Annotated in this window: 37 protein-coding genes; 21 read left to right on the top strand and 16 right to left on the bottom strand. The window is 47.3% G+C overall.

The window, feature by feature from the left end:
- Positions 1–27 precede the first annotated feature (27 nt).
- Positions 28–615, bottom strand: a complete 588-nt coding sequence (locus tag EXW93_RS08635) for a hypothetical protein (RefSeq protein ID WP_023468443.1) — start codon at positions 613–615, stop codon at positions 28–30.
- Between the two features lie 166 nt (positions 616–781).
- Here EXW93_RS08635 and EXW93_RS08630 point away from each other — a divergent pair, with 166 nt between their 5' ends.
- The 3 genes from EXW93_RS08630 (at position 782) to EXW93_RS08620 (ending at position 2,995) form a co-directional block, all read left to right on the top strand.
- Positions 782–1,765, top strand: a complete 984-nt coding sequence (locus EXW93_RS08630; protein WP_055968304.1) for a quinone oxidoreductase family protein — start codon at positions 782–784, stop codon at positions 1,763–1,765.
- Positions 1,758–2,288 (top strand): nucleotidyltransferase family protein, encoded by a 531-nt coding sequence (locus EXW93_RS08625; protein WP_035397146.1) that lies wholly within the window; start codon positions 1,758–1,760, stop codon positions 2,286–2,288. The genes EXW93_RS08630 and EXW93_RS08625 overlap by 8 nt, the downstream gene beginning before the upstream one ends.
- A 110-nt stretch (positions 2,289–2,398) precedes the next feature.
- A complete protein-coding gene (locus EXW93_RS08620) occupies positions 2,399–2,995 on the top strand; it encodes a hypothetical protein (protein ID WP_023468440.1) in 597 nt (198 codons plus the stop codon).
- A gap of 274 nt (positions 2,996–3,269) precedes the next feature.
- Here EXW93_RS08620 and EXW93_RS08615 read toward each other — a convergent pair whose 3' ends face one another.
- Positions 3,270–4,145: an alpha/beta hydrolase gene (locus EXW93_RS08615; RefSeq protein WP_174316371.1), complete on the bottom strand. Its 876-nt coding sequence runs from the start codon at positions 4,143–4,145 to the stop codon at positions 3,270–3,272.
- Between the two features lie 144 nt (positions 4,146–4,289).
- Here EXW93_RS08615 and EXW93_RS08610 point away from each other — a divergent pair, with 144 nt between their 5' ends.
- Positions 4,290–4,904: a histidine phosphatase family protein gene (locus EXW93_RS08610; protein WP_174316370.1), complete on the top strand. Its 615-nt coding sequence runs from the start codon at positions 4,290–4,292 to the stop codon at positions 4,902–4,904.
- A gap of 36 nt (positions 4,905–4,940) precedes the next feature.
- Here the strand turns inward: EXW93_RS08610 and EXW93_RS08605 are convergent, their stop codons facing one another.
- A complete protein-coding gene (locus EXW93_RS08605) occupies positions 4,941–5,519 on the bottom strand; it encodes a hypothetical protein (protein WP_035397151.1) in 579 nt (192 codons plus the stop codon).
- Between the two features lie 117 nt (positions 5,520–5,636).
- Between EXW93_RS08605 and EXW93_RS08600 the strand changes: the two genes are divergently transcribed.
- From EXW93_RS08600 to EXW93_RS08590, 3 genes are all read left to right on the top strand, one after another.
- The gene (locus tag EXW93_RS08600) at positions 5,637–6,917 is read left to right on the top strand and encodes a right-handed parallel beta-helix repeat-containing protein (RefSeq protein ID WP_174316369.1); all 1,281 of its coding nucleotides are present in this window, start codon (positions 5,637–5,639) and stop codon (positions 6,915–6,917) included.
- Between the two features lie 2 nt (positions 6,918–6,919).
- Positions 6,920–7,150, top strand: coding sequence for a hypothetical protein (locus tag EXW93_RS08595; RefSeq protein ID WP_174316368.1), 231 nt, complete (start codon positions 6,920–6,922; stop codon positions 7,148–7,150).
- A 75-nt stretch (positions 7,151–7,225) separates the two neighbouring features.
- On the top strand, positions 7,226–7,636 hold the full coding sequence (locus EXW93_RS08590) for an SRPBCC family protein (RefSeq protein ID WP_174316367.1): 411 nt from the start codon (positions 7,226–7,228) through the stop codon (positions 7,634–7,636).
- Here EXW93_RS08590 and EXW93_RS08585 read toward each other — a convergent pair.
- From EXW93_RS08585 to EXW93_RS08570, 4 genes are all read right to left on the bottom strand, one after another.
- Positions 7,611–7,829, bottom strand: a complete 219-nt coding sequence (locus tag EXW93_RS08585) for a helix-turn-helix domain-containing protein (protein WP_047394678.1) — start codon at positions 7,827–7,829, stop codon at positions 7,611–7,613. The genes EXW93_RS08590 and EXW93_RS08585 overlap by 26 nt on opposite strands.
- Positions 7,810–8,157, bottom strand: a complete 348-nt coding sequence (locus EXW93_RS08580; protein ID WP_047394673.1) for a hypothetical protein — start codon at positions 8,155–8,157, stop codon at positions 7,810–7,812. Before EXW93_RS08580 ends, EXW93_RS08585 begins: the two co-directional genes overlap by 20 nt.
- A 105-nt stretch (positions 8,158–8,262) precedes the next feature.
- The gene (locus tag EXW93_RS08575) at positions 8,263–8,967 is read right to left on the bottom strand and encodes an AAA family ATPase (protein WP_174316366.1); all 705 of its coding nucleotides are present in this window, start codon (positions 8,965–8,967) and stop codon (positions 8,263–8,265) included.
- Positions 8,968–8,977: 10 nt separating this feature from the next.
- Complete coding sequence (locus EXW93_RS08570) at positions 8,978–9,685, bottom strand: hypothetical protein (protein ID WP_174316365.1); 708 nt, start codon at positions 9,683–9,685, stop codon at positions 8,978–8,980.
- A 162-nt stretch (positions 9,686–9,847) separates the two neighbouring features.
- On the opposite strand from EXW93_RS08570, the gene EXW93_RS08565 reads away from it, so the two are divergent.
- On the top strand, positions 9,848–10,510 hold the full coding sequence (locus EXW93_RS08565; protein WP_174316364.1) for a Type 1 glutamine amidotransferase-like domain-containing protein: 663 nt from the start codon (positions 9,848–9,850) through the stop codon (positions 10,508–10,510).
- Entirely contained in the window at positions 10,507–11,064 is a 558-nt protein-coding gene (locus tag EXW93_RS08560) for a histidine phosphatase family protein (RefSeq protein ID WP_174316363.1), read from the top strand. Before EXW93_RS08565 ends, EXW93_RS08560 begins: the two co-directional genes overlap by 4 nt.
- Before the next feature lie 5 nt (positions 11,065–11,069).
- Here the strand turns inward: EXW93_RS08560 and EXW93_RS08555 are convergent, their stop codons facing one another.
- Entirely contained in the window at positions 11,070–11,342 is a 273-nt protein-coding gene (locus tag EXW93_RS08555; RefSeq protein ID WP_174316362.1) for a hypothetical protein, read from the bottom strand.
- 147 nt (positions 11,343–11,489) lie between these two features.
- On the opposite strand from EXW93_RS08555, the gene EXW93_RS08550 reads away from it, so the two are divergent.
- The gene (locus EXW93_RS08550; RefSeq protein WP_174316361.1) at positions 11,490–12,026 is read left to right on the top strand and encodes a PadR family transcriptional regulator; all 537 of its coding nucleotides are present in this window, start codon (positions 11,490–11,492) and stop codon (positions 12,024–12,026) included.
- Position 12,027: 1 nt separating this feature from the next.
- Positions 12,028–12,492 carry a DUF4188 domain-containing protein gene (locus tag EXW93_RS08545; RefSeq protein ID WP_029341806.1) on the top strand — a complete coding sequence of 155 codons (465 nt, stop codon included), beginning with the start codon at positions 12,028–12,030 and terminating at the stop codon, positions 12,490–12,492.
- 35 nt (positions 12,493–12,527) lie between these two features.
- Here EXW93_RS08545 and EXW93_RS08540 read toward each other — a convergent pair whose 3' ends face one another.
- Entirely contained in the window at positions 12,528–12,686 is a 159-nt protein-coding gene (locus tag EXW93_RS08540; protein ID WP_081637378.1) for a DUF1272 domain-containing protein, read from the bottom strand.
- A 136-nt stretch (positions 12,687–12,822) separates the two neighbouring features.
- Between EXW93_RS08540 and EXW93_RS08535 the strand changes: the two genes are divergently transcribed.
- From EXW93_RS08535 to EXW93_RS08525, 3 genes are read left to right on the top strand one after another with little or no spacing between them, the layout of a single operon-like run.
- Entirely contained in the window at positions 12,823–13,248 is a 426-nt protein-coding gene (locus EXW93_RS08535; RefSeq protein WP_174316360.1) for an Lrp/AsnC family transcriptional regulator, read from the top strand.
- Positions 13,245–14,003, top strand: coding sequence for an aminoglycoside phosphotransferase family protein (locus EXW93_RS08530; RefSeq protein WP_174316359.1), 759 nt, complete (start codon positions 13,245–13,247; stop codon positions 14,001–14,003). The genes EXW93_RS08535 and EXW93_RS08530 overlap by 4 nt, the downstream gene beginning before the upstream one ends.
- 25 nt (positions 14,004–14,028) lie before the next feature.
- On the top strand, positions 14,029–14,661 hold the full coding sequence (locus tag EXW93_RS08525; protein WP_174316358.1) for a Type 1 glutamine amidotransferase-like domain-containing protein: 633 nt from the start codon (positions 14,029–14,031) through the stop codon (positions 14,659–14,661).
- Here the strand turns inward: EXW93_RS08525 and EXW93_RS08520 are convergent.
- Together EXW93_RS08520 and EXW93_RS08515 are read right to left on the bottom strand one after the other, a co-directional pair.
- Positions 14,654–15,115: a VOC family protein gene (locus tag EXW93_RS08520; protein ID WP_174316357.1), complete on the bottom strand. Its 462-nt coding sequence runs from the start codon at positions 15,113–15,115 to the stop codon at positions 14,654–14,656. The two genes, EXW93_RS08525 and EXW93_RS08520, sit on opposite strands and share 8 nt — an antisense overlap.
- Entirely contained in the window at positions 15,112–15,483 is a 372-nt protein-coding gene (locus EXW93_RS08515; protein WP_174316356.1) for a winged helix-turn-helix transcriptional regulator, read from the bottom strand. The genes EXW93_RS08520 and EXW93_RS08515 overlap by 4 nt, the downstream gene beginning before the upstream one ends.
- Positions 15,484–15,602: 119 nt before the next feature.
- Between EXW93_RS08515 and EXW93_RS08510 the strand changes: the two genes are divergently transcribed.
- From EXW93_RS08510 to EXW93_RS08495, 4 genes are all read left to right on the top strand, one after another.
- Entirely contained in the window at positions 15,603–16,283 is a 681-nt protein-coding gene (locus tag EXW93_RS08510; RefSeq protein WP_174316355.1) for an NAD(P)H-dependent oxidoreductase, read from the top strand.
- Positions 16,284–16,477: 194 nt separating this feature from the next.
- Complete coding sequence (locus EXW93_RS08505) at positions 16,478–16,912, top strand: MarR family winged helix-turn-helix transcriptional regulator (protein ID WP_174316354.1); 435 nt, start codon at positions 16,478–16,480, stop codon at positions 16,910–16,912.
- A gap of 58 nt (positions 16,913–16,970) precedes the next feature.
- The gene (locus EXW93_RS08500) at positions 16,971–17,954 is read left to right on the top strand and encodes a ring-cleaving dioxygenase (RefSeq protein WP_055968274.1); all 984 of its coding nucleotides are present in this window, start codon (positions 16,971–16,973) and stop codon (positions 17,952–17,954) included.
- A gap of 54 nt (positions 17,955–18,008) precedes the next feature.
- Positions 18,009–18,551 carry an NADPH-dependent FMN reductase gene (locus EXW93_RS08495; RefSeq protein WP_050678013.1) on the top strand — a complete coding sequence of 181 codons (543 nt, stop codon included), beginning with the start codon at positions 18,009–18,011 and terminating at the stop codon, positions 18,549–18,551.
- A gap of 59 nt (positions 18,552–18,610) precedes the next feature.
- On the opposite strand, the gene EXW93_RS08490 is transcribed toward EXW93_RS08495, so the two are convergent.
- From EXW93_RS08490 to EXW93_RS08480, 3 genes are all read right to left on the bottom strand, one after another.
- A complete protein-coding gene (locus tag EXW93_RS08490) occupies positions 18,611–18,820 on the bottom strand; it encodes a hypothetical protein (RefSeq protein ID WP_023468417.1) in 210 nt (69 codons plus the stop codon).
- A gap of 75 nt (positions 18,821–18,895) precedes the next feature.
- Entirely contained in the window at positions 18,896–19,066 is a 171-nt protein-coding gene (locus EXW93_RS08485; RefSeq protein ID WP_158024752.1) for a hypothetical protein, read from the bottom strand.
- A gap of 12 nt (positions 19,067–19,078) precedes the next feature.
- Positions 19,079–19,423: a DUF2200 domain-containing protein gene (locus EXW93_RS08480; protein WP_174316353.1), complete on the bottom strand. Its 345-nt coding sequence runs from the start codon at positions 19,421–19,423 to the stop codon at positions 19,079–19,081.
- Between the two features lie 82 nt (positions 19,424–19,505).
- On the opposite strand from EXW93_RS08480, the gene EXW93_RS08475 reads away from it, so the two are divergent.
- Positions 19,506–20,210, top strand: a complete 705-nt coding sequence (locus tag EXW93_RS08475) for a hypothetical protein (RefSeq protein WP_174316352.1) — start codon at positions 19,506–19,508, stop codon at positions 20,208–20,210.
- On the opposite strand, the gene EXW93_RS08470 is transcribed toward EXW93_RS08475, so the two are convergent.
- A complete protein-coding gene (locus EXW93_RS08470) occupies positions 20,211–21,239 on the bottom strand; it encodes an ABC transporter permease (protein ID WP_023468413.1) in 1,029 nt (342 codons plus the stop codon).
- Complete coding sequence (locus tag EXW93_RS08465; protein ID WP_023468412.1) at positions 21,239–21,955, bottom strand: ABC transporter ATP-binding protein; 717 nt, start codon at positions 21,953–21,955, stop codon at positions 21,239–21,241. Before EXW93_RS08465 ends, EXW93_RS08470 begins: the two co-directional genes overlap by 1 nt.
- A gap of 154 nt (positions 21,956–22,109) precedes the next feature.
- On the opposite strand from EXW93_RS08465, the gene EXW93_RS08460 reads away from it, so the two are divergent.
- Positions 22,110–22,697 (top strand): TetR/AcrR family transcriptional regulator, encoded by a 588-nt coding sequence (locus EXW93_RS08460; protein ID WP_174316351.1) that lies wholly within the window; start codon positions 22,110–22,112, stop codon positions 22,695–22,697.
- Positions 22,694–23,224 carry a nucleotidyltransferase family protein gene (locus EXW93_RS08455; protein ID WP_174316350.1) on the top strand — a complete coding sequence of 177 codons (531 nt, stop codon included), beginning with the start codon at positions 22,694–22,696 and terminating at the stop codon, positions 23,222–23,224. Before EXW93_RS08460 ends, EXW93_RS08455 begins: the two co-directional genes overlap by 4 nt.

The following is a 23,224-nucleotide window of genomic DNA, read 5'->3' as shown; positions in this document are numbered from 1 at the left end:
CTTGCACATTCATGCAAGCGCAATGGATCACAGTTCGATTTTAATCGTATGCGTTTTCGGGAATGCGTCGGAAGCAGCGAATAAGACGAACGTCTTCGCTTCTTCTGGTACTTGATAGACTAAATCGATTTGAGCGCGATGTGGAGAATAATATTGATGACTGTTCTTCCACGCCTTCGGATTATGATTGACGTAATCGACGACGTCGTACTCGTGTCCTTTGCCATCATTGAGAACGAATAAGTTTGGTTTATAGACACTGTAAGCTCCGAAATTATCGGACGTGTCATGCATGACGAGCGGAATCGTGACATAACGATAACCTGGTTTATCTTTCAGGTTTAATTCTTTTGGAGGAGAGGAAAGAAGTGCCTCGGCACGGAATGTCTTCGCTTTTAGTTTAGGATCACCCGGATATGTCTTGACGAGTCCCTGTTTCATCAACTCGTCAATGTTTAAGATGCGATTCTCCTGCGTCTCGTTTACACCAGCTAATTTTGTTTGTGATGAGACATTGATAGGTTTCTCCTGATGGGATGACCAATACCAACCGCCACCACCGATCAGGGCAAGAGAAGTAATTACTAGGGGAATCGCTTTACGAGCTTGTGGCATAAAAACACTCCTTTTCGATAGAATAGTCAGAATATTTATATAAAATATACTATTTACAAGGAATGGAAACAAGCTAAATGGAGAAAATAGTGTAAAAATAAGGAAACGGTTACCCGATTGATAAAATAAGGTAAAATAACCTTAGTGAAGTGAAAGGGGAAGAATTATGAGAGCAGTCATTCAAAAACAATACGGTGATGTAAACGTGCTACAGATGGATGATGTCGTGATGCCGATTCGACAATCTGGAGAAGTCTTAATTCGTGCGGTATGGACCGGAGTCAATTTCACGGATATCAAACAACGACGTGGTGGCAAGGCGACTGGAACCTTTCCATTTGTTCTCGGAGTGGATGTGTCAGGTATCGTCGTCGATGCGGATCCATCTTCCGCGATCAAAGTAGGGGATCGAGTCATGGCATTTGTATTAGATGGATCATATAAGGAAGTAGTCCGTGCCGACGAACGGTTAGTTTACAGTTTACCTGAAACGATTTCATTACGTGATGCTGCTGCAGGAATGTTGACTTCGATTTTAAGCGAGATATTGTTGACGCAGATCGCACAAGTGAAACTGAAGGATACAATCGTCATCCACAGTGCCGCTGGAGGTGTCGGATCGATGTTGATTCAATTGGCGCGATTAAAAGGAATGACACGATTGATTGCTACTGTTGGACATGCTGATAAAATACCTTATGTTCGTGCACTTGGTATTCAGAATGTCTTTACATATAATGATTTTTCTGAAAAAGTGAAGGAATTGACGGTCGATAAGGGAGCGGATGTTATCTTTGACTCTGTCGCGGGTTACGTGACACGAAAAAGTCTTGACTGTCTCGCGTATTACGGAACACTCGTACAATTCGGTAATAGTAGTGGAGAAGCGGGTGAACTCTCGACGACAGACGTTCATGCGAGTTGCCGGACGATTCGTGGATTTAGTCTTGGCACGACACGTCAACTGGATCCAGAACGTATTCGAACTGCTGCATCCTATGTCTTGACGTTGTTTGAAGAAAATAAATTGAAGATGCCAATGATTCATGAGTTCCCATTAGAGGAAGTGCAAAAAGCGCATCGGTTGATGGAATCTCGACAGTATCAAGGAAAAATCGTCCTACGAATCGGAGGAGACGAGATTGAGTGAAGAAGAGATTAATCAACGACTACTAGACGATCTTGAGTTACAAGAGATGTTAACGCTAGTGGCAACATTAGAATTACCTGATTGGTGGATGTGCGCGGGATATGTCCGCTCTATCGTATGGGAGGAGAATCGATATGAACGACCGGATATCGATATCGTTTATTTCGATCCTATCGATCTTTCGGAGGTAACGGAAAAGCGTCATGAAGGGCAGCTAAGACGCTTGTCGGATATACCGTGGTCCGTTAAAAATCAAGCGCGCATGCATCTGATCAATGGATTACCACCATATAAGTCCGCGAAGGATGCGATTTTACAGTTCCCCGAGACCGTCACGTCGATCGGAGTGACGAAACGACCAGACTTCGAATTGTATCTTCCTTATGGTGCGAACGATTTCGCTGATCGCATCATTCGACCGACGCCACTTTTTCAAATCGGTACCGCGCGTCATTCGATTTTTCAGCGACGTGTGATCGAAAAAGGATGGCAAGACGACCCAGGTCTACATATATGTACATGAAATAAGAGGGAGATTAAACGATCAAACGAATCAAACCTAAAAAACAGATCACTCTTTTCATGTTAGGACTCCTTTTTCTCAGCGGGTGCGCACCGGAAAAGAATGTCGAGGTGAAAGAAAAGATTCACGTTGATGGTACGAGTTTGTTCAACAGTGGCTCTTATCCGACTGCTGTAGAGACGGCCGAACATCAGTTTAAATATGACTTGAGTGACAAGTCCACCTATACGTTAAAGCAAGACGATTTCCGAGTGGACGCGCGATTCGGTGACTATAATTTACTGCTAGCAAGCGTAATCGATGGACGATACGATTCGCTGATGATTTATGAAAAGAAGTCGAACTGGATGTTACGCAGTTCGATGGATCTCATTCGAGATCAATCCACGAAAGGCGAGTCGATCGAAGGGAGTCTAGCGTGGGAAGGAAACAAGAAAAAAATGACGACGCAACTTGTAACGAATCGTCATTATACGGTAATGGAGACACGACTGAAAAGTGAGCAGATTCCGGCACGATTTGGAAAACGGCTACGTACCATCAACGGATTGAAGGTACACGTTCAAAAGCAAGGGAAACAGCTCAATCTTGCCTACCAAAATAGAACAGACGTGATGTGGATCGTCAGTGATCGACCGGAAGAGACAACCATGCGGTTGATTCAGCGATCACCAGAAAGTCCGATTGACTCGCTTCTCACTGAGTAAACAATTAAGCAGACTGAATAGACAAAGAGGCTGACTCCAAAAAAGAACGACGCGTCTGTTCACGCCCTTCCCTCAGGCGAGACACAAGGAGCTTTTCTGCCTTATTCAAGCAAGAAAGCAGATCTTATTTGTCTCTGACAGCGCAAAGAGGCGTATTTTCCTGTAGGAGTTGCGTGAAACGCGTCATTCTTTTTGTTACGAGGTAAGGGTGGCAGATCATCATTCTGCCACCCTTACCTTTATGGAAACGGATTTTTGAGTCAGCCTCTTATACTTACGAACGATAGACGGACTTGAGGTAATCCGCGATACGGTGCCAAGCCTGAAACGCCACGTCTAAGTCACCGTGGTGTGTAAAGGCATGAGCTTGACCAGCGAATTCCTGGTGCTCAACAACGACACCTGCCGCCTGAAGGCGATTCGCATACTGCCGAGCCTCCTGCGCCAGCGAGTCGTGCTCCGCTGTCAGGACGAGAGTCTGTGGTAACGCATCGAGTTGAGCCGCATAGAGTGGCGAAGCGAGGTGATGATACGCGTCTTCCGCACGAGCGATGTACATCGCATTGAACTGACGTGCCTGTTCATCTGGTATCGCTTCTTCGAAGAACGGTTTGTCCGCGGGATCCGTCGCGAGATCAAGCGGAGGATAATCAAGAATTTGAGCGATGAGCGGAACCGGATGCGTCTGCTCGACGTTCCATAACGATACGGCAGTCGCGAGATTGCCACCGGCACTATGCCCTCCGATTGCGATGCGTGAAGCATCGAGGCGTAGCGTATCAGCATGTTGGAAAATCCACTGAACGACTTCATAGGCGACGTGGACCGGAACAGGAAATGGATGTTCCGGCGCTAACGGATACTCAATATTGAGAACATGACAGTTGGCGGTCTCAGCGAGAAACAGATTCCATGGTTCATCCATCTCTGGCGTTCCGGTGATGAAACCACCACCATGGAAACTGATGAATCCAGGTAACCGTTCTATTGCATCAATCGGTGAGTGACGCAACACTCGAACATCTCCGACTGAAGTCGGCACGTGTAGCGTAGTCGTGGTCGCTTGCGGTGGATGCGGAGGTGTGACTTGAGGACGTTCCTCATCTGAGCGGATTTGTTTGGCAAGGTCAATCATCTCTTGGCGATTCATCGAATTCCTCCTTTAGGTCTATCTTCATCATACCGAACGGATTGGTGAATTGCTCTTCTGGATTCGTTTTCTCTAGTCGCAGGAAAAAGCAGCCAGAGTTTGATACACTTTTGAAAGAAATTAGAAATCGAAAGGATGGAACAGATGCCAACACTTTACATTACGCGTCATGGCGAGACGGAATGGAACTTAGAAAAACGAATGCAAGGCTGGGAAGACTCTCCCTTGACAGCAAAGGGCAGACAAAATGCGCGGGACCTTGGTCACCGCTTACGTGAAGTTCATCTGGATCATCTCTATATCAGTCCGATTGGTCGCGTCCGAGAAACAGTTCGAATGATGGATCTCGATCCAGCGATTCCGGTCACCATCGACGATCGATTGCGTGAAATGCACATGGGGACCTGGGAAGGGCGGACGGCGGCGGAAATTGAAGTCGCACACCCGCTTGCTCATGCTGCATTTTGGCAAACGCCGCATACGTACATACCGGAGAGTGGAGAATCCTTTGACGCGGTCCGGGAGCGCATTCTATCGTTTTTGGAACGACTGGCAGACCATGAAGAAGGCGAAAACATCTTAATCGTCACCCACGGCATCTTCCTTAACATCTTGCTGACATATCTTCAACGAAAGCCGTTCGCGACATTATGGGATCCGCCGTTCATTCATGGAACGAGTTTGACGATCGTCGAATACAGGGATGGGGAAGCCGTGATTCGATTAGAAGCTGACATGTCGCATGTCATAGCGGACTAAAAAAACGGCGGACTTTTTCTCGGTCCGCCGTTCTCCTTATCGTGATTTCGCCAAATAGATCAAAATCGCGCCTTCTTGTTTTCTGACCTTTAGGTGAGGAGAGGATATCGTGTCGATTGAGCGACCGATGATCGATTCTCCTGTCGTATAGCGTTTGAGGAGTAAGGGATAGAACGAAGCATTCGTCTGTTTTTGATCATTGAATTGACCGCTGTCAGTCTGGACGTTTTGAGGTAAGGTATAGGCCGTTTTCGTCTCAGGAATACCATTCTTCGCATCAAGCGAATAGGTGAAGGCATGCGAATCGTTGAGTAGGTTCAAATCATACGTCAACTGGAACGGCGTGCGATCATATGTACCGGCAGGAATCGATTTGTCGATCAGCACCTCTGGTGGTTCTGTATCGTCAAATTGAATCGCTTTGAGCTGGAGGGGGCGATCGAGTGTACCAGTTAAGAAAAATGTCTGCTGTTGCTGCGACTCGTCCTTCGCGGTAGAAGGTGTGATCGAAAAGGAAGACTTCTTGATCTTGACGGTTTCTTTTGGAAGGACGGTTGCTTCCGTTGTGCAACCAGCAAGCAAGAAGGGAAGGGTGAATAAGAGCGCATATTTCATGACGTGTTCCTCTTTTCCATAGTCATAGTGAATCGGGATAAAATTAAAATATTCAAAAAATTAGAAATGATACCTAGATTATACCAACAATGTTCTCGCTAAATAAAGGAGGAAATCATGAAAGGCAATTGGTTATTAGCAACCGTCCTGCTCGTCGGTTGTGCCTCGACGGGTGAAGAGGCCGAATCGACGGCAAAATCGTTATACGTCGCACCGAACGGCAGTGATAAAAATACCGGCACGTTGAAGCACCCGTTTAAAACAATCCGGCAAGCGACGCAAAAAGCGACTGCGGGTACGACGGTCTACTTGCGAAAGGGAACGTATCACGAGGCACTGAACGTTAGACAGAGCGGAACGAGAGAACGCCCGATCTCCTTCCGAAACTATCAAGACGAGCAGGTCACGTTAAGCGGGAAAAACATCAAAGATCGGGACGCCACCTTACCAATCATCCAGATCAAGGATCGGAAATACGTAACAATTCAAGGTCTGACGATCGAAGCCGTTCAGTCGAAACGAACGGACGCGACACCGATCGGTATTTTGATTACAGGATCAGGATCACACATCACGTTGAAGAACAATACGGTCCGCCACATCAAGACGCTCGCGAAAGACGGGAATGCACACGGAATCGCCGTCTACGGAACGGGAGCGATTCGTCACCTGACGATCACCGGCAACCGAGTCGAGCAGAATCGCCTCGGTTTCAGTGAAGCCCTCGTATTGAACGGAAACGTCAAACATTTCCGTGTGACGAAGAATGTCTTACGGGATAACGACAACATCGGCATTGATTTGATCGGATATGAAGGAATCGCTCGATCGAAGAAAGACGACTACGTCCGTGAAGGCGTCGTGTCGGAAAATCGTGTCTACCGGACGTCAAGCTACGGGAATCCTGCTTACGGGAAGGAATACAATGCAGCCGGCATCTATGTCGATGGTGGGAAAAACCTAACAATTGAGAAGAATCTCGTCGAAGCGAGTGACATCGGGATCGAGGTAACGAGTGAACATGCCGGACGGTACGCAGAAGATGTCATCGTCCGCAAGAATGATGTACGGAAAAACGTCTACACTGGGATTGCGATCGGTGGGTATGACACGAAGCGGGGCGGTACAAAACATGTCCGGGTCGAGCAAAATCAGCTGATCGGGAATGATACGAAAGGGCTCGAGGGTGGTCAATTGCTCGTCCAGCATGACGTCCATGATAACACGATCATCAGAAACACATTCGACGGTCCTTTAAGTGTCGCCCATTACTTCAAGACGAGTTCGGGGAACCAGTTTGAAAAAAATACGTTCAAGCATACAAAACGTTTCATGTGGCGCGAGGCCTCCTATAAAACGGAACAAAGCTTCTTGAAAGCCGTTCGAAAGGTGGAATGAGAATGAAGCGATCGGAACGATTACTCGCTTACTGGATCCGGATTCCGAGACGCTGGCGACTCGGAATATTGACCGCCTTGATGTTAACAATTTGGACGGTGGAAGGCGTTCGTTTTTTAACAAGTCCGGCGTTACGCCTACCGACCGTTACCGATGCAATCATCTGTCTCGTTCCGGCGATTCTATTGTTTGTGGTATGGAAAACAAAGAGCGCAAAATCACCTCTGAATTAATCGATAAAAACAAGGAATTTGTCTAGGTATTCTCGAAAAAAGGAGAGAACTTCAAATTAGTAAGGAGGAAGAAAGATGACGAAACTAACGATTCAAGCCGTGATTGATCGTCCGGTCGAGACCGTGTGGGAGATCTGGAACGCACCGGAAGACATCAAACGCTGGAACGCAGCGTCTGACGATTGGCATACGACGGCGTCAACGAATGATTTGACGGTCGGTGGTCAATTCACGAATCGAATGGAAGCAAAAGACGGAAGCGTGGGTTTTGATTTCACGGGTACATATGAGACGATCGTTCCTTATGAGCGCATTGCGTATGTCCTTGAGGATGGTCGTCAGGTGACGATCGACTTTTCTCGGAACGGGGAACAAACCGAAGTCGTCGAATCATTTGATGCCGAAACGATTAACCCGCCTGAGATGCAACAAGCGGGTTGGCAGGCGATCCTTGATCGGTTCAAGGCGTATGCTGAGTCGAAGTAAGTCGTTCGCTTCGTAACTTCCGACCACGGCGATCCGTCAGGGCAGGAATACCGCCGCTCTCATAGCGCCGGACCCAGTTATACAATTGTTGATACGACACATCATGCCGTCCGGCGATACGTTGGTAGTCCTTTGCGGCCGCCAAACAATCGAGGACGGCATTCATGCGTTGTTCAAGAGTGTTGATGGACATGAACGTTTTCCTCCTCATTAAATCGCCCTGGATTCGTCCATGGCATTAAACTAGTGCACATACAATCGATGGAAGCCATTGAATCAAAGAAAAATTGACGCGTCTCCTGTTGATTCGTTTTGACGATCAGTCGTTTTTCTAGCGTTGGTAAATGCACGAGAAACGAAATCTGATATTCAAGAGGTGGCAAGGGGATAGCAACAGATCGTTTTTGCAAGTGGATAGCTGCTGAATTCGCAGTGACGTATAAGATGTGTCGCTTCCATTCCTGTTCGTTGAAAAGTGAATCCATCTTCGTAATAAAAACTTGACCAGAGATGAAATGCATCGGACGACCTCCTTTCTTATAATGTGTATATCCTGTACATGTTTACTAAAAACCTGTATTTCAAATATTATAAAAAAACCACCTCAAAAAAAGAGGTGGTTAACGTTATCCTGCCAGTTCAAGCATTTGAACGAACGCGACGTCTGGATCCGTCGTCTCGAATCGGTTCAACCAATCCTTGAAGTCACCTTCGTACAAAATACGACCTTGATGGAGAAAGATGACATGAGCGTCCGTATGCAATAGATCGTGTAGTTGATGGGTCGAGAAAAGACACGTTTGACCGTTAGCTGTCATCTGCTCGAAGCGTCGCATGATATGGAGGCGAGTTGCCGGATCGACCCCGCTCGTCGGCTCGTCAAAGATGTAGAGCGAACGTGGTACTGTCGTCAACAGAGTCACGAACAACCATTTCTTTTCGCCAGCGGACATCTTACCGATTTTCATCTCCCACAGGTGAGCGAATAGATCGAACTCTCGTGGCTGTTTCAGATGAAGCGTATACGTCTCTTGCTTGCGATATGCTTTCAAACGGGCGAGCCGGCCGACGAAGACAGCGACATCCTTGCCCTTTAGTTCGTCCGAGTAATAGATGAATTGCGTCAAATAAAGAATGTCCGAGATATCGGGTAAATCAAGCTCACCGGACGTGATCGGTAAAGCACCGGTCATGCAATCAAAAAGTGTTGTTTTGCCGGCACCGTTCATCCCAATCAAGACGTTCAATTTTCCGGGAATGAGCGAAAAGGAGACATCGTGTAACAGGTCAGGTGATTTCGGATAGTTGAAGCGTATGTGTTGGACGTGCATCTGAATCCTCCTATCGGGTCAGCAATGACATGAGATTAAAGCGTTTGACAGAGAATAGACCAAGTAACAGATAAACGACGAGTACGACGGTCAAGATAAGTAACGATGCTCCCGTAACGTGCTCGGAGACGGCGAGACCGAGTGTTTTCATGACATAAAAAGGATTCAAGTAACTGTACCAACGATCCGGTTGGTTACTTGCGAACAAGAACAGTGGATACATGACGATGTTGATTAATGTCGACATACTCGAAATCTTTGCCGGAAGCATCGTCAAGGCGATGCTTGCAAAAGCAAGCGGGATGCTGAGCAACAAGACGAGATAAGCGAGTAACAACGTCAAAGCTGAGAAGAAGCCGAATACGAGCATCAGGATCGTCGTAAAGACCGTTAAACTAATGGCTGCAAACACGAGCTGAACGAGTACGAGTGCGAGAATACAACCGATCTTACTACCGGAAATCATGATATACGTCTTCATCAAACCATGCTCCCGCATCCGGGCAAGCTGGAGACCGATGCCATTCACGTAAATCGAAAGTAAGATATAGCCCCAAAAAAGCGCGAGGAACGAGAGGAAACTGCTCTCGGTGAAGTCGAGTCGTGACCCGAAGACAAAGGCGAGAATCAATGGGAAGATCAACGACCAAAAGACCGGAATCTTATCCGTCAGCATGATTTTTAAGTAGAGTATGAAGTAGCTAGGAATCGAATACATATGTGCCTCCCGTTCACAAAAATTGGTCAAAAAATGAGACTGTATGTTTTGATACGAAAGAAAATGGAGAAAAGTTCCTGATGAAGTAAGTTGTTAATAAAAGTAAGAATACCAGAAACGCACAAATATTGTAAACTGAAGCAAAGGACAGGAGGTACGATGATGGACTATTTATTAACGTCCGGTGGGATACAAAATCCATCGATTCACAACGCGTTACGCGAGATGCTCGGAAAACCGATTGAGGAATGCAATGCCATCGCGATCACGACAGCTTCCTACGCATTAGGCAGAGGAACGGACCTTGCTGTTAACTTCATTCAAGGAAAAGATGAGGCACCGATGGTCGATTTAGGATGGAAGTCAGTCGGTCTGTTGGAATTATCAGCGGTCTCGGTAATTGATCCAACTATTTGGCAACCAGCGGTCGAACAAGCGGATGTCATCCTCGTCAATGGTGGGGATCCGCTATTTCTACATCACTGGTTCGTCGAATCGGGCTTTGATCGACTATTATCGCAACTGACCGGTGTTTATGTCGGGATGAGCGCTGGTAGCATGGTGCTTACGCCACGAATCGGAACGGATTTCGTTGGATGGAAAAAGACGCCGGAGCAATCGGACGCAACGCTTGGTCTCGTTGATTTTTCAATCTTCCCGCATCTCGATCATCCGCAGTTACCAGACAATCACTTACAAGCTGCCAAGTCTTGGGCTGAGATATTAACGAATCCAGCTTACGCAATCGACGACGCGACAGCGATCCGTGTCATCGGTTCGAACGTCGATGTAATTTCTGAAGGAACGTGGGTCCAGTTGCGATGAGGACGATCTATTTCGTTCGCCATTGCGAATCGATCAAAACAGGCAGTGATCGAGGGCGGGGATTAACAGATGCAGGTCAGGAACAAGCGCAAGAACTCGTAGCGTTCTTTCAAGCGCTGCCGATTGACGCCATCTATTCGAGTCCGATGCAACGAGCGATGGACTCCGTTCGCCCGCTTGCTGAGCAACGAGATTTGCGAATCTACGAGGCAGCGTTTCAGGAACGGCGTTTTCAGGAAACAGACGAACGTTTATCACCTGAACGGCTAGAAGAACTGTTGAAGCGTTCATTCCAAAATGACGATTACGCGCAAAGTGGTGGAGAGTCGAATCAAATAGCACGCAATCGTGTTCTAGTAGTCATCGATCATCTACGTAAAACCCACCCGCACCACCGAGTGGTCGTCGCGACGCATGGTCTCGTGTTGGCGTTAGTGCTCGAACACTACACTGGACGACCGGCAAATGAGTGGCTGGGCGCGATGGGGAGTCCAGCAATCCATCAGCTGACATTCGATGCAGGCGGGAAAACGTCTCATGAACAACTATTGTAAAATGATTAAATCTGCCCGCTGAAGATGAAACCGAGAAAGAGCAGTAGTAACACGCCAAGCGGAACGGCACAAGCGAGACTGACGTATTTGAGGATTCCCGGTTCGCGTCGTTTGATGGCGACGATCCCGAGTCCGATTCCGAACAGATAAATGGCAAGTCCGATCGGAATCGTAAGCATCGAGTCCGGTCCGAACGACCAGTTGAGCGGCGGGAAAATCATAGAGGCGATGAGTAGACCGAGCAAACTAAAGAAGATAGAAGCTTTAGCGTATGTCATGTGAGAACTCCTTTTAATTAAGTATGTGAACAAGAATTCGGATTTAAAACGAGAATTCCTGCTTCATTTAGTGAATTTCTTGTTTGGCATTTGAATGAACGGGAACTATATCTAAAAGATAGTATCTTTTAGATATAGGAGGGACCGATGCCTAAAGAAAACATGACTCGTTATGCGATTCTCGGACTTCTTGCAAGTGGATGTACGTCTGGTTATGAGATGAAACATACGATCGACACGAGCTTGAATCACTTTTGGAAAATCAGCTTCGGACAAGTCTATCCGACGCTGAAACGGTTAGAGGCGGAAGGATTGATCGTTGAAGAGGTCACGGATGGGGAACGGAAACAATTCGCTCTGACGAAAAACGGGCATGCGGAGCTCGAGCGGTGGGTCGCTGAACCGTCCGTCGAATTGCCCGTGCAACGGAACGACCTGTTGTTGAAGCTGTACTTCGCTCGACATGCTTCAATAGAGGTCACCTTGCAGAAAATTCAGGAGCACGCTCGATTGCTCGAAGAACGGCTTGAGACGTATCAAGCGATCGATGCGATGATTCGTTCTTATCCTGACTCGAATGATGCCGTCTATTGGTTATTGACGCTTGATTATGGCATTCGGAAGACACGGGCGTTACTCGACTGGTGCGACGCTTCCCTTGAGACCCTTGAAGGAGGAAATTGACATGAAACGGATCATTGCGACTCCGAACAAAGACGTCGTCGTGTTCATCATCGGTTTACGGATCAATCGCCTACGTTCTGTCCGGCAGTGGTTACCGACGGTCCAAGCGATGGGACCGATGCTACAAGAGTGTTATGAAAACGATGTCGGTCTGATTTCGCATGAGTCACTTGTCGGTTGGCGTTCCGTGACGTTGATTCAGTATTGGCGTTCGACGGAAGAATTGATGGCATATGCCCATGGTTCCCGTCATTTGACGGCGTGGAAACGATTCAATCAGAAGGCACGGACATCAGAAGCGGTCGGGATCTTCCATGAGACGTTCGAAGTCAGCAATTATGAGTCGATGTATGTCAATCTTCCAACACGAGGTCTAGCGAAAGCACTCGGGGAGTCGGCGATCAAGCCGCATCAAGAACAAGCAAAAGGGCGCTTAGCCGAGCGGCAATCACAAGAGACGATCTAAATAGACAAAAGACGGGTGCCGAGGCATCCGTCTTTTTAAGTCGCGACTGGTGTGACGGGTTCGAGCATCTCCCCGCAGTTTTGGCAAATATGATCGAGCGTTTTCGTACACGGTTCGCAAAATGTACAAGCGTGCGAGCACTGATAGACCGTCGTTTCAATCGTTTCTTGGCACCGGACACAGGTTGGTTCCATAAGTATCACCTCCTGTTACTAGTATAAGAAAAGCATTTTGATGAGCACAGTAGGAGAACATAGAAAAAGGCTATATTTCCCTTTGATTCCATGTTAATTTGAAGAAAGTGGTTTTAATTCGAAGGGAAGATGAAAAATGGACCAAATTGATCAACAGATTGTCCGGATTCTGCAAGACGATGCCCGGATTCCATGGTCGGAACTCGGACGTCAGATCGGATTATCGGCACCTGCCGTCATCGAACGGGTCCGAAAAATGGAGGACGCGGGAATCATCGAAGGGTTCCGTGCTGTCATTAATCCAGAAGCACTCGCGCAAGGGTTACTCGCGATCGTCATGTTCGAAGAGACACGCTGCTCAGGCTTGATTGAATTTTGTAAAGGACATCCAGAAGTCGTCGAGTGTCACCGCCTGACCGGTAGTTATAACTTCATGGTCAAGTTGCAAACCGCGTCCGTTGCAACACTGGAACGTTTTCTCGATGATGCATTGGTCTACGGCAAACCGTCGACCTGGATTCGGCTGTCGACGCCAGTGCCGTTCACGGGATATACGGTATGACGGAAGCGACACGTGTACGGATCGAACAACTGACGGGGGATATCGAGTACATCGAACAACTCGGTGAGCAAGGGGGAACAGCGACGGTCTACCGGGTTGAAACGAAAACAGGAAAATACCTACTCAAGACTGCTACGAAAGCGAGGTACCAGGAATGGCTCGCAGAAGAAGCAGTCGTCTTAGAAGAATGGATGCAACGAGAACCGGGGTTCCTACCTGAGTACGTCGGCTTTTTAAAGACGGAACAGCAAAGCCATCTCTTGATGCAGTGGCGAGACGGGATAACGTTGACGACAGCTTTAAGACAGGCGACAAGCGAGCGACGGATCCAGCTGTGGCAAGCATTCGGGACATATCTTTTTCATTTTCATCAACGAGCGACAGGAGGAACGTCACAGGAATGGTTAACGGAACGACTTGTGACAGCGGAACGTTATGTCACATCTGTTTGGACGTCCGGCACGATGGATTTACTGAAACAACTAAAGTCCTCCTGTCCGGAGCCGATAATTGCCAGTTGGATTCATGGCGACTGTACGACAGACAATCTGTTGGTCGCGACGGACGGAAAGCTCTCGTTCATAGATGTCGGAGCGATGAGACCGGGCGATCGGCGGTATGATATCGCTCTCGCCATCAGTCCAATCATCAATGATCCGGTAGCACTCGATGCCTTTTATGAAGGCTATCGCTTTGAGCGACTAACTACACGAGAATTTGATTATTACGAACACGGACTGTATTCCTTTTTCTAAAAAGTCGCTGCAAAGGAGAAAAAAGATGAACCTCATGCTAATCGGAGGCGGTCAACTGGTTGCTCCGTCTCATCAATTCATCAATCGGCATGTCGTTCAACTGACGAAACACGCACCACATATCGTCTTCCTGCCGACGGCAAGTCGAGATGAATTGCTATACCAACAACAATTTCGAGATACATATGAAGCAATTGGAGCGATTGTCTCGATCGTCACGCTGTTTGACGACGAACAATCCATGGAGACGCAACGACGACTAATAGAAAATGCCGACATTCTTTATGTCGGTGGTGGCAATTATCCGTTACTCGTCAAGACTTTTGCTGTAAAAGGCATGGATGTATTGCTTGAACAAGCCATCAAGCGTGGAACGTGGTACGTCGGTGTCAGCGCTGGAGCGATCTATGCGATGGAATACGGAATCCGTACGAGTGAGGACGGAACGGACTATTACCTGGATACGGGGCAAGGTTGGCTGAGTGGTTGTCTCTGTCCACACTTGAACCAGGAAAAACGGGCAACCCGTTTTCAGGAACACGTGTCTCAAATGAATCACGCGATCGGATTACCTGACGATACGGCGTATATTCTTTCTGGGACCGATTACTATCGATTAGGCGAAGGACACGCGTTGTATGGATGTTACATTAAGTGAACGTTAGCGTCTCGAACTCTAGGAGTGTCATCTTCTTCGATAGTCGTTTTGGATTCGGTAAGTGACAGATGAATTCAAGACTATTGCCATTCGGATCATTGAAATGCAGTTTGGCATGGGCGTAATCCGTATGTGTCATCACGAAGAAGGGCTCATCTGGTCCAAATCCAAATGCAGCGCGTGGTTCGATTTGACGCTCGCGCAACCAATTCGGAGCATTTCGTAAAAAGTCGATATCAACAGTTAAAGCGATGTGTCGGATGGAAGGATGATACGGTGTGTTCGTATGCTCGCTAATCCAAAGTCCATTCCAACTTTTTCCGGGTTCAATCCATAAAAATGCGATTCGATCGTCAACGGTATGATCAAAGGTTAATCCGAGTGATTCGTAAAACTCAATCGATCGATGTAAATCAGATACCGGTAGATGCGCTTCATATAGTGAGAACGTCATTGAACGAGTTCTCCTGCAGCACGATGTTCGAGCACGCTTGACATATGATCGGTCGCCCATTGTTTCATCATCAGGACGAGCGGACGAAGTGTCTCACCGAGCGGGGTAAGCGAATACTCGACACGAGGTGGTACTTCTGCGTATGTCACGCGATGGATCAACCCATCGTGCTCGAGTTCTCGTAATTGTAAGGTCAAGATACGCGGACTGATGGATTCAGAGGTCTTCAACAGTTCTGAAAAGCGAAGCGGACCGTCAAGTAGTTGATAGAGTAAGATGGCTTTCCATTTTCCACCGATTACTTCGACCGTCGCTGCCGTCGCACAAGAATAGGTATTTAGAAAGACACAACTGTCTTCGATTGGCATATGGATCGTCTCCTTTAGTTACATGATTGATAGTATGTCACTTCAAAGTGCGTACTTGTCGCTTGCTAGGAAGCGGCATACACTTCAGATGTCACTATCATACGAAATGAGGCTAGAACATGTTAACTAAAACGACTACCGATTTACGAAAACAACAGATTCTCGATGCATTCACCTTCCGTCACGCGACAAAACGATTTGCGGACAAACAGATTCCGGAAGATGATTTTGCTTTCATCCTCGAAACGGGACGTCTTTCTCCATCATCGTTTGGCTACGAACCGTGGCGTTTTCTCGTCATTCAGGATGAGTCGTTTCGTGCGCGGCTTGCACCGTTTGCGTGGGGCGCTGCCGGACAACTCGAGACAGCGAGCCATTTCGTCATCCTCTTGGCTCGAAATGAACAGGACATGCATTTTGACGCGCCTTACATCCATCATATGATGCAAGATGTGATCGGATTAACGCCTGAAGCACAGAAAGGTCGTCATTCATTTTATCGGCAGTTCCAGGAAGCCGACTTCGATCTTGTGTCATCCAAGCGCGCCATGCGGGATTGGGCGGCAAAACAAACATATATTGCGCTCGGTAACATGATGACCAGTGCGGCACAGATCGGGATTGATTCGTGCCCGATGGAAGGATTCGACCAAAAAGCCGTCGAACAGCTGTTACGTGATGAAGGGCACCTGACGGATAATCTGAATGTCGCCGTCATGGTTGCGTTCGGTTATCGAAATGAAGCACCGGCGCATCCGCAAACGCGTCAAGCCATCGCTGATCTCGTTGATTGGGTCTAACATTCAAGCTAATTTAAAAACCATGTGATTCATCGCATCTGAGCCGAAATTTTTCTTCGGCTCAGTTTTTTTAGTTTGTTACGCATCAAGTCCACATAAATATGATTCAAAACAGTTGACGAACAAAAATCAGGATGGTATATTTATCTCGAATTTAAGATATATGAATTAAAGATACAAAAGAGGTGAACGAAATGACTCCACCGAATCCGAACTTGAAAGCATTGACGATCATGGTGCGCGCAGTTGATGCGTTACATGAAGTCATCAAGAAGGATGTTGCGCAATGGGGGTTGAACCCGACGGATTTTTCGGTTCTTGAGTTGCTGTTTCACAGAGGCAGGCAACCGATTCAATTGATTGGGAAAAAAGTCTTGATCACGAGCAGTAGCATCACCTATGTCATCGATAAGCTCGAAAAGAAGAATTACGTTGTCCGAAAAGCATGTCCAGAGGATCGGCGTGTGACATTTGCGGAACTGACCTCTGAAGGACACCAACTGATGGAAGCTATTTTTCCAAAGCACGAGCAAGCGATTAATCAAGTATTTCAAGGAATAGCCCCGTCAGACCTCGAATCATTCATCGAGACAGCCAAAACGATCGGCTATCAAGCAAAAAAACAATAAAATTTTTTAGACTGATATCTCGAATTCGAGATAATAACCATTAAAGGAGCGATTTTTCATGAATGAACTAAAAGGAATCCACCACGTGACGGCGATTACGAGCAGTGCCGAGAAAAACTATGACTTCTTTACGAACGTCCTAGGGATGCGATTGGTCAAGAAGACCGTCAATCAGGATGACATCCAGACGTATCACTTATTCTTCGCCGATGATAAAGGATCTGCAGGCACGGATATGACATTCTTTGATTTCCCTGGTATCCAAAAGGGATCACACGGAACGAATGAAATCTTCAAGACGGCGTTCCGTGTCCCAACGGATGCGGCACTCGAATACTGGATCAAACGCTTTGACAAATACGACGTCAAGCACCGTGGTATCAAAGAACAATTCGGCAAGAAGACGCTCTCGTTCGTCGATTTCGATGAGCAACAATACATGTTGATTTCTGACGAGCATAATCAAGGTGTCGCTTCCGGCACACCGTGGCAAAATGGTCCGGTACCTCTCGAGTTCGCGATCACGGGACTCGGTCCAATTCACATCCGGATCGCGGAATTCGACAATTTAAAAGCGGTACTCGAACAAGCGATGTTGATGCGAGAAGTCGATCAAGCTGGTTCCCTGCACTTGTTCGAGATGGGCGAAGGAGGAAACGGCGCACAAGTCATCGTTGAGCACAACGTCGTTCTACCAAGCGGACGTCAAGGATTCGGAACGGTGCACCACGTCGCTTTCCGCGTTGAAGATACGGCTGCCTTACAGGAATGGATCGAGTGGATGCAACAACTACGCTTCAACACGTCCGGTTACGTCGATCGCTTCTTCTTCGAGTCCCTCTATGCCCGTGTCGCGCGCGGTGTTTTGTTCGAATGGGCAACGGATGGTCCTGGTTTCATGGGTGACGAGCCGTACGAAACGGTCGGGGAGAAATTGTCGTTACCACCATTCCTCGAGCCGCAACGAGAACAGATCGAACAAATGGTCCGTCCGATCGATACAGTCCGGAGCACTCGGAAAATCGAAAAAGAATACCTTTAAGAGAACGCTACGATAACGTAACTAATCGCATCTAAATAAGAGGAGGAAATGAAGATGGAGAAATTAAACATTGGCATCATCTTAGGGTCAACACGTGAAGGACGTCTCAGCCCACAAGTCGGGAACTGGGTCAAACAACTGGCTGATCAACGAGGTGACGCGAACTATACGATTCTTGATATCGCGGACTACAAATTACCGCTCCTAGGTGAAAAGGATGGGGATGCGTCGGGTGCTGCTGCTTGGTCGAAGGATGTCGCAGCACAAGACGGATTCGTCTTCATCGTTCAGGAATACAACCACTCAATCGCAGCGTCACTCAAGAACGCGCTCGATTATCTACGGGTCGAATGGAACAATAAAGCAGCAGGGATCGTCTCTTACGGTTCTGTCGGTGGAGCTCGGGCGGCAGAACACTTGCGTGGCATCCTCGGTGAGTTATTGATTGCCGATGTCCGGGTGCATCCAGCGTTATCCTTGTTCACTGATTTCGAGAATGGATCGGTCTTAAAAGCGGCAGCCGTTCAAGAAACATCGGTCAACCAGATGCTCGATCAAGTCATTCCGTGGGCAACGGCATTAAAAACGATTCGCTAATTCGTGATTGATCAGAAAACCCCCTCATTTCGCTGAAATGAGGGGGTTTTCTATCGTTGTCATGTACAACACGACGTGACGCGTCGCAGATCCTTTTCTTGAATGTAAAGCGTGTGTTGGCGGACTTTATAAGGAATGTCAGCCGCTTGAAGACGTTCGAGATAGTGACCCGTTGGAGCGACCGTCCATTTTACATACGACGTCGCAGCATTCGGTGATGCGAGACAGGTGAGCAATAAAAGTGGAAGAATCCATTTTCGAAGTTTCAAGCGTATACCCCCTTCATTATTTCAAATACTGTATTAATGATTTTATTGTTAAAATCAAAAACTAAAAATCACGACTCACGTCAGCAAAAAATAACTGACCATCAAGCCGACCAACAGACCACTAAAAACAAGTCGATAGACGGGGGAACGATGGGTTCCTTTGTTTCGTTTAACTTGATAGACGATGAAATAGGTCACACTGGTCACCATGACGAGGATCGCCAGTGTGCTGAGTAAAGTAGACATCAGCATTCCTCCTTATCGTAGGATTTTAGATAACGCTTTTCCTTTCGCCAGTTCGTCGACGAGTTTGTCGAGAATCCGGATGTTACGAATGAGCGGATCCGTTAGATGTTCCACACGAATCCCGCAGATGACGCCAGTGACTAAAAAACGACGTTCATTCAGGGCGGGTGCGTGCTCGAAAAAGGCTGCGACGTTTTGGGTTTGTATGGCTTGTTCAAGAGTTGATTGCGTGTGTCCGGTCAACCAGAACAGCACGTCATCGAGTTCCTCTTGTGTCCGTTGCTTACGTTCGACTTTTTGACGGTATACCTGATACAGCTGCAACATCGGCATTTGAAATACTTTTTCGTAACTCATCTGAATCGCCTCCTTTCATGGTAACATATGGGAAAAGATCTTGTGTCACGGATTTCAATTCGGTTTGGAGGTGTAGGATGAAATGAGATATCGAATCATTGGAATGACTTTTTTGACGTGCCTAGTCCTATTTTTAGGCGTCATGGGTGTAAAATTATCGTATCAAGCATTGATCGATCCGCCGATTGATCAATCGACAGGAAACTGGGTATATATTCCGGGCAAGATTTTACCGACTAAAAAAGTCATCTATGTGAAAGAAGAACACATCATCAAACAACCGGATTCTTCCAAAAGCGGGCACGAAGGATATCGGAAAGAACCTAAAAAGAAAAAACCGATTGAGCTTGGGAAAGGTTTCTTGACAGATACGATTAATCAAATTGCACGTATAGCTCCTTGGATGGTCGCTTTAGTGATCATCTTCTACCTGAATCGTCGACAACGATTCAACCGCATGCAGTGGTTATTCTCATCAAGTCATCGACCGAAGCGAACTGCTCTATCGCTTCCGCTTACGCCTGAAGTCCAGTCCTCATCAGAAGAACGCATTCTTGATTCAAAAATTCGTGAAGCGGTGCGCGCTTTCAATCGGTCACTTACTCCAGCGCAACAACGGCGGACATATGAGACGCTGACGGAGTGGTTTATACGTTTAGAGGTCTCGGTTCCGCAAGAGATGTATCAGCTCGTTCGGTATGCTGATATTCCGGAGCAGACACTCGATTCCTCTCGACGGACTGTTTTCCTTGAACAGCTTGAGCAAACTCAGACACGGCTTGTGTAATCAGCCGTGTCTTTTTTGGTGTCCGCGATACTTGTTAAGGGCGAGCATGTTTAAGAGGAACAGTGCTGCTCCATAAAGGAATAGTCCGAGCCAGTACGGCCAGATACTTGACCACCCATTGCCGTAGACGAGCACCTCTTTGATCGCACTCGCTCCGTAGAAAATTGGGGTGATATATCCGATGTTACCGAGTCCGTACGGGATTAGATCGAGCGGAATCAAACCCGAGAAGAAAATCTGCGGAATGATCGTAAAAGGAATCAATTGGACGACTTGTAATTCAGACTGGGCAAAGATCGAAATTGTTGCGCCGAACAAGACCGCGACGACGGCAAGTCCAAGCATCGTCAGGAAGACCCAGATGATCGAACCTTCAGACGGTAAGTCAAGAACGGTTGTCGCGTACAGGACGACAAGAATTGCCTGGATGGAGGCGAAGACGCTATAACCGAGCGTATAGCCGAAGATGACGTCGGTTTGGCGAATCGGTGTCATCATCAACCGCTCGAGCGTTCCACCACTGCGTTCCTTGACGAGAGCCATTGCTGACAAGATAAAGACGAAGAAGAATGAGAACAGCGATAAAAAGACGAAGCCAAGCGCATCAAAGGTCGATTGATCAACATCTCCGTACAGATAGTTCGTCTCGAGTTGCATCGTCGGTTGCAGCGATGCCAATCCAGTTTGGATTTCTCGTAGTGCTTTCGAACTTTTCGTCGATGGTTCGCGGAGACTTAAGGACAGCTGATTGTCGCTCATCTCTAAGACGACGTCGACCGTTTCATGATTCTTGAGATAGGCGTCAGCATCGCTGCCATTATACGTTTTGATCGACAAATCCTGTTTTTCGATCGCTTGAGAGACTGGAGCCGGTACATCTTGACTGATAGCGACGACAGGCGTGTAATCATCGTTTCCAAGTAGGAAATAGATCAAGGTGAAGATTAGTAATGGAGCAAGCAAAATCAGTCCGACGCTTCGTTTATCGTTCAACGTTTGACGGATGACCCGTCGTGCGAGTTGCCACATTACGTCACGTCCTTTCCAGCGAGCAGGAACAGTTCCTCGATTTGACCGTTTTCAGTCTGCGCAAGTAAACGGTCGAGCGGATCGTAGGCGATGATCCGACCGTTATAGATCAGTGCTGCCCGGTCGCATTCGTTGATTTCATCCATGACGTGGGTCGAAACGACGATCGTCGTTCCTTGCGTACGGATCGCTTGGAATTGATTCCAAATCTGGCGACGTAACACGGGATCGATCCCGACGGTCGGCTCATCCAGAAATAGGACGCTAGGGCGATGCAGGATCGAAATGGCGAGGGACAATCGTTTCTTCATCCCGCCGGAATAATGGCGAACGAGCTTTTTTCGATCATTCGTTAAATCGACGAGTGTCAAGACCTCGTCGATTCGTTTTGCTAAATCCTGACGGGACATATTGTATAAGGAACCGAAAAATTGCAGGTTCGCAAGGCCAGATAAATCCTCGTATAAGGCATCGTTTTGTGGCATGAAACCAATCTGCGATAACATCTTGAAATTTGGTATCGAAGTGTCGCCAATCTGAATCGAACCTGCGTCTGCTTGGATTGCACCAATCATTAAACGAATCAATGTCGTCTTTCCGGAACCTGACGGACCGAGCAAACCACAAATTTCACCGGACGGAATCAAAAGATCAATCTGTTGGAGGACGTTCTGTTGATGAAATGATTTTGATACACCTTGTAATCGTAGATCCATCGTATTCTCCCTCCTTTTATGAAATAATTATTGAACAACGTGTTGATTAATTTCATTATAAAAGGGAGAGAAACTGGGAGCAATGACCAGTTAACGTTCATCTGTCGCTTAAGCGACACATCTCGATAAAATGTTGAAGAAAGAGGCGATTTCGATGAAAAAACAGGATTTACGCGTTATCCGGACCGACCGGAGGATACGCGAGACGTTCCTTCAGCTGATCGACGAAGTTGGATTTGACGCCGTGACAATTAAGTTGTTGACGGAACGGGCGGAAGTCAATCGCGGGACGTTCTACCATCATTACGCGGATAAATACGAACTGCTCGAGCGGATGACGAATGAGGTTTTTGAAAAGATCGAAGCGACGTTCGAACGCGAGATTCCATTCGTCCTGATCAACAAAACGGAGGACTCACCATACCGACGAATCATCCCGTTTCTAACGTTTCTTTATGAACACCGGACGCTGATGCGGATCTTACTCAGTCCGACGAGTGACGGGATGTTTCGGAAGCAGGTCCGTGATTACATGCAACAGATTCTGTTCTCGGGACTACCGGAACAAGGAGAACGCCTTGTTCCAGAAAATTATCTCATTGCCTATCTCTCAGCCGCCCATCTCGGTGTCATCGAATCCTGGTTGAGCCACCTAAACGAGACATCACCGGATGAAATTGCGCGAATCATCTTTACGATTTCGATGGAAGGACCGTTTCGAGCAGCGGGGTTCCGGCGATGAGTCTTGAGCAAGTCTTAGAAAAAGTCGTCGTTTGTTTGCAGCGAGAACGGATTCATTTTGGTATCGGTGGTTCATTATTGTTGGCGCAGCATGGACTACCAGTTGTACCGCGCGACATCGATCTCGTCGTCGCGTTAGCGGACGCCGAACGAGCAGTCCAACTGTTGGCGGACATGGGGACTGTCGTCGAACAAGACAAGACGTCACTTTATGCGACGGAAGTGTTCCAGGAATTTATCATCGAAGGAATCGATATCGATTTGATGAGCGGACTGCAGATTCGTCATGGTGAGGGCGTGTTCATCTATCCGTTTGATGAACAATCGATTGATTCAACTGGACGTCCGTTCATGGCACTCATCGATTGGTACGTCATCTATCAACTGATTCCAGGACGGGAACAAAAGGTCGCGATGATTGAACAGTATCTCACGAAACAGGAAGTGGACCATGAGCGACTGGAACAGCTGAGACGACTCGTTCTTCCAAAAGCAATAAGGAATCGGATAGATCAATGGCTGAACTAA

This window comes from Exiguobacterium sp. JMULE1, assembly GCF_013337175.1.
GTDB lineage: Bacteria > Bacillota > Bacilli > Exiguobacteriales > Exiguobacteriaceae > Exiguobacterium_A > Exiguobacterium_A indicum.
This window is presented reverse-complemented; position numbering and strand designations above follow the sequence as displayed.

What these genes read in the sequence shown, in the direction of transcription:
- EXW93_RS08570 (WP_174316365.1), bottom strand. Translation starts at nt 9,685, where the DNA reads ATGTATTCGATTCCTAGCTACTTCATACTCTACTTAAAAATCATGCTG.
- EXW93_RS08520 (WP_174316357.1), bottom strand. Translation starts at nt 15,115, where the DNA reads ATGACGTTCTCACTATATGAAGCGCATCTACCGGTATCTGATTTACAT.
- EXW93_RS08495 (WP_050678013.1), top strand. Translation starts at nt 18,009, where the DNA reads ATGGAGAAATTAAACATTGGCATCATCTTAGGGTCAACACGTGAAGGA.
- EXW93_RS08505 (WP_174316354.1), top strand. Translation starts at nt 16,478, where the DNA reads ATGACTCCACCGAATCCGAACTTGAAAGCATTGACGATCATGGTGCGC.
- EXW93_RS08565 (WP_174316364.1), top strand. Translation starts at nt 9,848, where the DNA reads ATGGACTATTTATTAACGTCCGGTGGGATACAAAATCCATCGATTCAC.
- EXW93_RS08555 (WP_174316362.1), bottom strand. Translation starts at nt 11,342, where the DNA reads ATGACATACGCTAAAGCTTCTATCTTCTTTAGTTTGCTCGGTCTACTC.
- EXW93_RS08580 (WP_047394673.1), bottom strand. Translation starts at nt 8,157, where the DNA reads ATGCATTTCATCTCTGGTCAAGTTTTTATTACGAAGATGGATTCACTT.
- EXW93_RS08545 (WP_029341806.1), top strand. Translation starts at nt 12,028, where the DNA reads ATGAAACGGATCATTGCGACTCCGAACAAAGACGTCGTCGTGTTCATC.
- EXW93_RS08575 (WP_174316366.1), bottom strand. Translation starts at nt 8,967, where the DNA reads ATGCACGTCCAACACATACGCTTCAACTATCCGAAATCACCTGACCTG.
- EXW93_RS08590 (WP_174316367.1), top strand. Translation starts at nt 7,226, where the DNA reads ATGACGAAACTAACGATTCAAGCCGTGATTGATCGTCCGGTCGAGACC.
- EXW93_RS08615 (WP_174316371.1), bottom strand. Translation starts at nt 4,145, where the DNA reads ATGAATCGCCAAGAGATGATTGACCTTGCCAAACAAATCCGCTCAGAT.
- EXW93_RS08630 (WP_055968304.1), top strand. Translation starts at nt 782, where the DNA reads ATGAGAGCAGTCATTCAAAAACAATACGGTGATGTAAACGTGCTACAG.
- EXW93_RS08600 (WP_174316369.1), top strand. Translation starts at nt 5,637, where the DNA reads ATGAAAGGCAATTGGTTATTAGCAACCGTCCTGCTCGTCGGTTGTGCC.
- EXW93_RS08595 (WP_174316368.1), top strand. Translation starts at nt 6,920, where the DNA reads ATGAAGCGATCGGAACGATTACTCGCTTACTGGATCCGGATTCCGAGA.
- EXW93_RS08480 (WP_174316353.1), bottom strand. Translation starts at nt 19,423, where the DNA reads ATGAGTTACGAAAAAGTATTTCAAATGCCGATGTTGCAGCTGTATCAG.
- EXW93_RS08455 (WP_174316350.1), top strand. Translation starts at nt 22,694, where the DNA reads ATGAGTCTTGAGCAAGTCTTAGAAAAAGTCGTCGTTTGTTTGCAGCGA.
- EXW93_RS08560 (WP_174316363.1), top strand. Translation starts at nt 10,507, where the DNA reads ATGAGGACGATCTATTTCGTTCGCCATTGCGAATCGATCAAAACAGGC.
- EXW93_RS08585 (WP_047394678.1), bottom strand. Translation starts at nt 7,829, where the DNA reads ATGTCCATCAACACTCTTGAACAACGCATGAATGCCGTCCTCGATTGT.
- EXW93_RS08485 (WP_158024752.1), bottom strand. Translation starts at nt 19,066, where the DNA reads ATGTCTACTTTACTCAGCACACTGGCGATCCTCGTCATGGTGACCAGT.
- EXW93_RS08540 (WP_081637378.1), bottom strand. Translation starts at nt 12,686, where the DNA reads ATGGAACCAACCTGTGTCCGGTGCCAAGAAACGATTGAAACGACGGTC.
- EXW93_RS08530 (WP_174316359.1), top strand. Translation starts at nt 13,245, where the DNA reads ATGACGGAAGCGACACGTGTACGGATCGAACAACTGACGGGGGATATC.
- EXW93_RS08465 (WP_023468412.1), bottom strand. Translation starts at nt 21,955, where the DNA reads ATGGATCTACGATTACAAGGTGTATCAAAATCATTTCATCAACAGAAC.
- EXW93_RS08475 (WP_174316352.1), top strand. Translation starts at nt 19,506, where the DNA reads ATGAGATATCGAATCATTGGAATGACTTTTTTGACGTGCCTAGTCCTA.
- EXW93_RS08610 (WP_174316370.1), top strand. Translation starts at nt 4,290, where the DNA reads ATGCCAACACTTTACATTACGCGTCATGGCGAGACGGAATGGAACTTA.
- EXW93_RS08535 (WP_174316360.1), top strand. Translation starts at nt 12,823, where the DNA reads ATGGACCAAATTGATCAACAGATTGTCCGGATTCTGCAAGACGATGCC.
- EXW93_RS08525 (WP_174316358.1), top strand. Translation starts at nt 14,029, where the DNA reads ATGAACCTCATGCTAATCGGAGGCGGTCAACTGGTTGCTCCGTCTCAT.
- EXW93_RS08510 (WP_174316355.1), top strand. Translation starts at nt 15,603, where the DNA reads ATGTTAACTAAAACGACTACCGATTTACGAAAACAACAGATTCTCGAT.
- EXW93_RS08500 (WP_055968274.1), top strand. Translation starts at nt 16,971, where the DNA reads ATGAATGAACTAAAAGGAATCCACCACGTGACGGCGATTACGAGCAGT.
- EXW93_RS08470 (WP_023468413.1), bottom strand. Translation starts at nt 21,239, where the DNA reads ATGTGGCAACTCGCACGACGGGTCATCCGTCAAACGTTGAACGATAAA.
- EXW93_RS08635 (WP_023468443.1), bottom strand. Translation starts at nt 615, where the DNA reads ATGCCACAAGCTCGTAAAGCGATTCCCCTAGTAATTACTTCTCTTGCC.
- EXW93_RS08550 (WP_174316361.1), top strand. Translation starts at nt 11,490, where the DNA reads ATGCCTAAAGAAAACATGACTCGTTATGCGATTCTCGGACTTCTTGCA.
- EXW93_RS08605 (WP_035397151.1), bottom strand. Translation starts at nt 5,519, where the DNA reads ATGAAATATGCGCTCTTATTCACCCTTCCCTTCTTGCTTGCTGGTTGC.
- EXW93_RS08460 (WP_174316351.1), top strand. Translation starts at nt 22,110, where the DNA reads ATGAAAAAACAGGATTTACGCGTTATCCGGACCGACCGGAGGATACGC.
- EXW93_RS08515 (WP_174316356.1), bottom strand. Translation starts at nt 15,483, where the DNA reads ATGCCAATCGAAGACAGTTGTGTCTTTCTAAATACCTATTCTTGTGCG.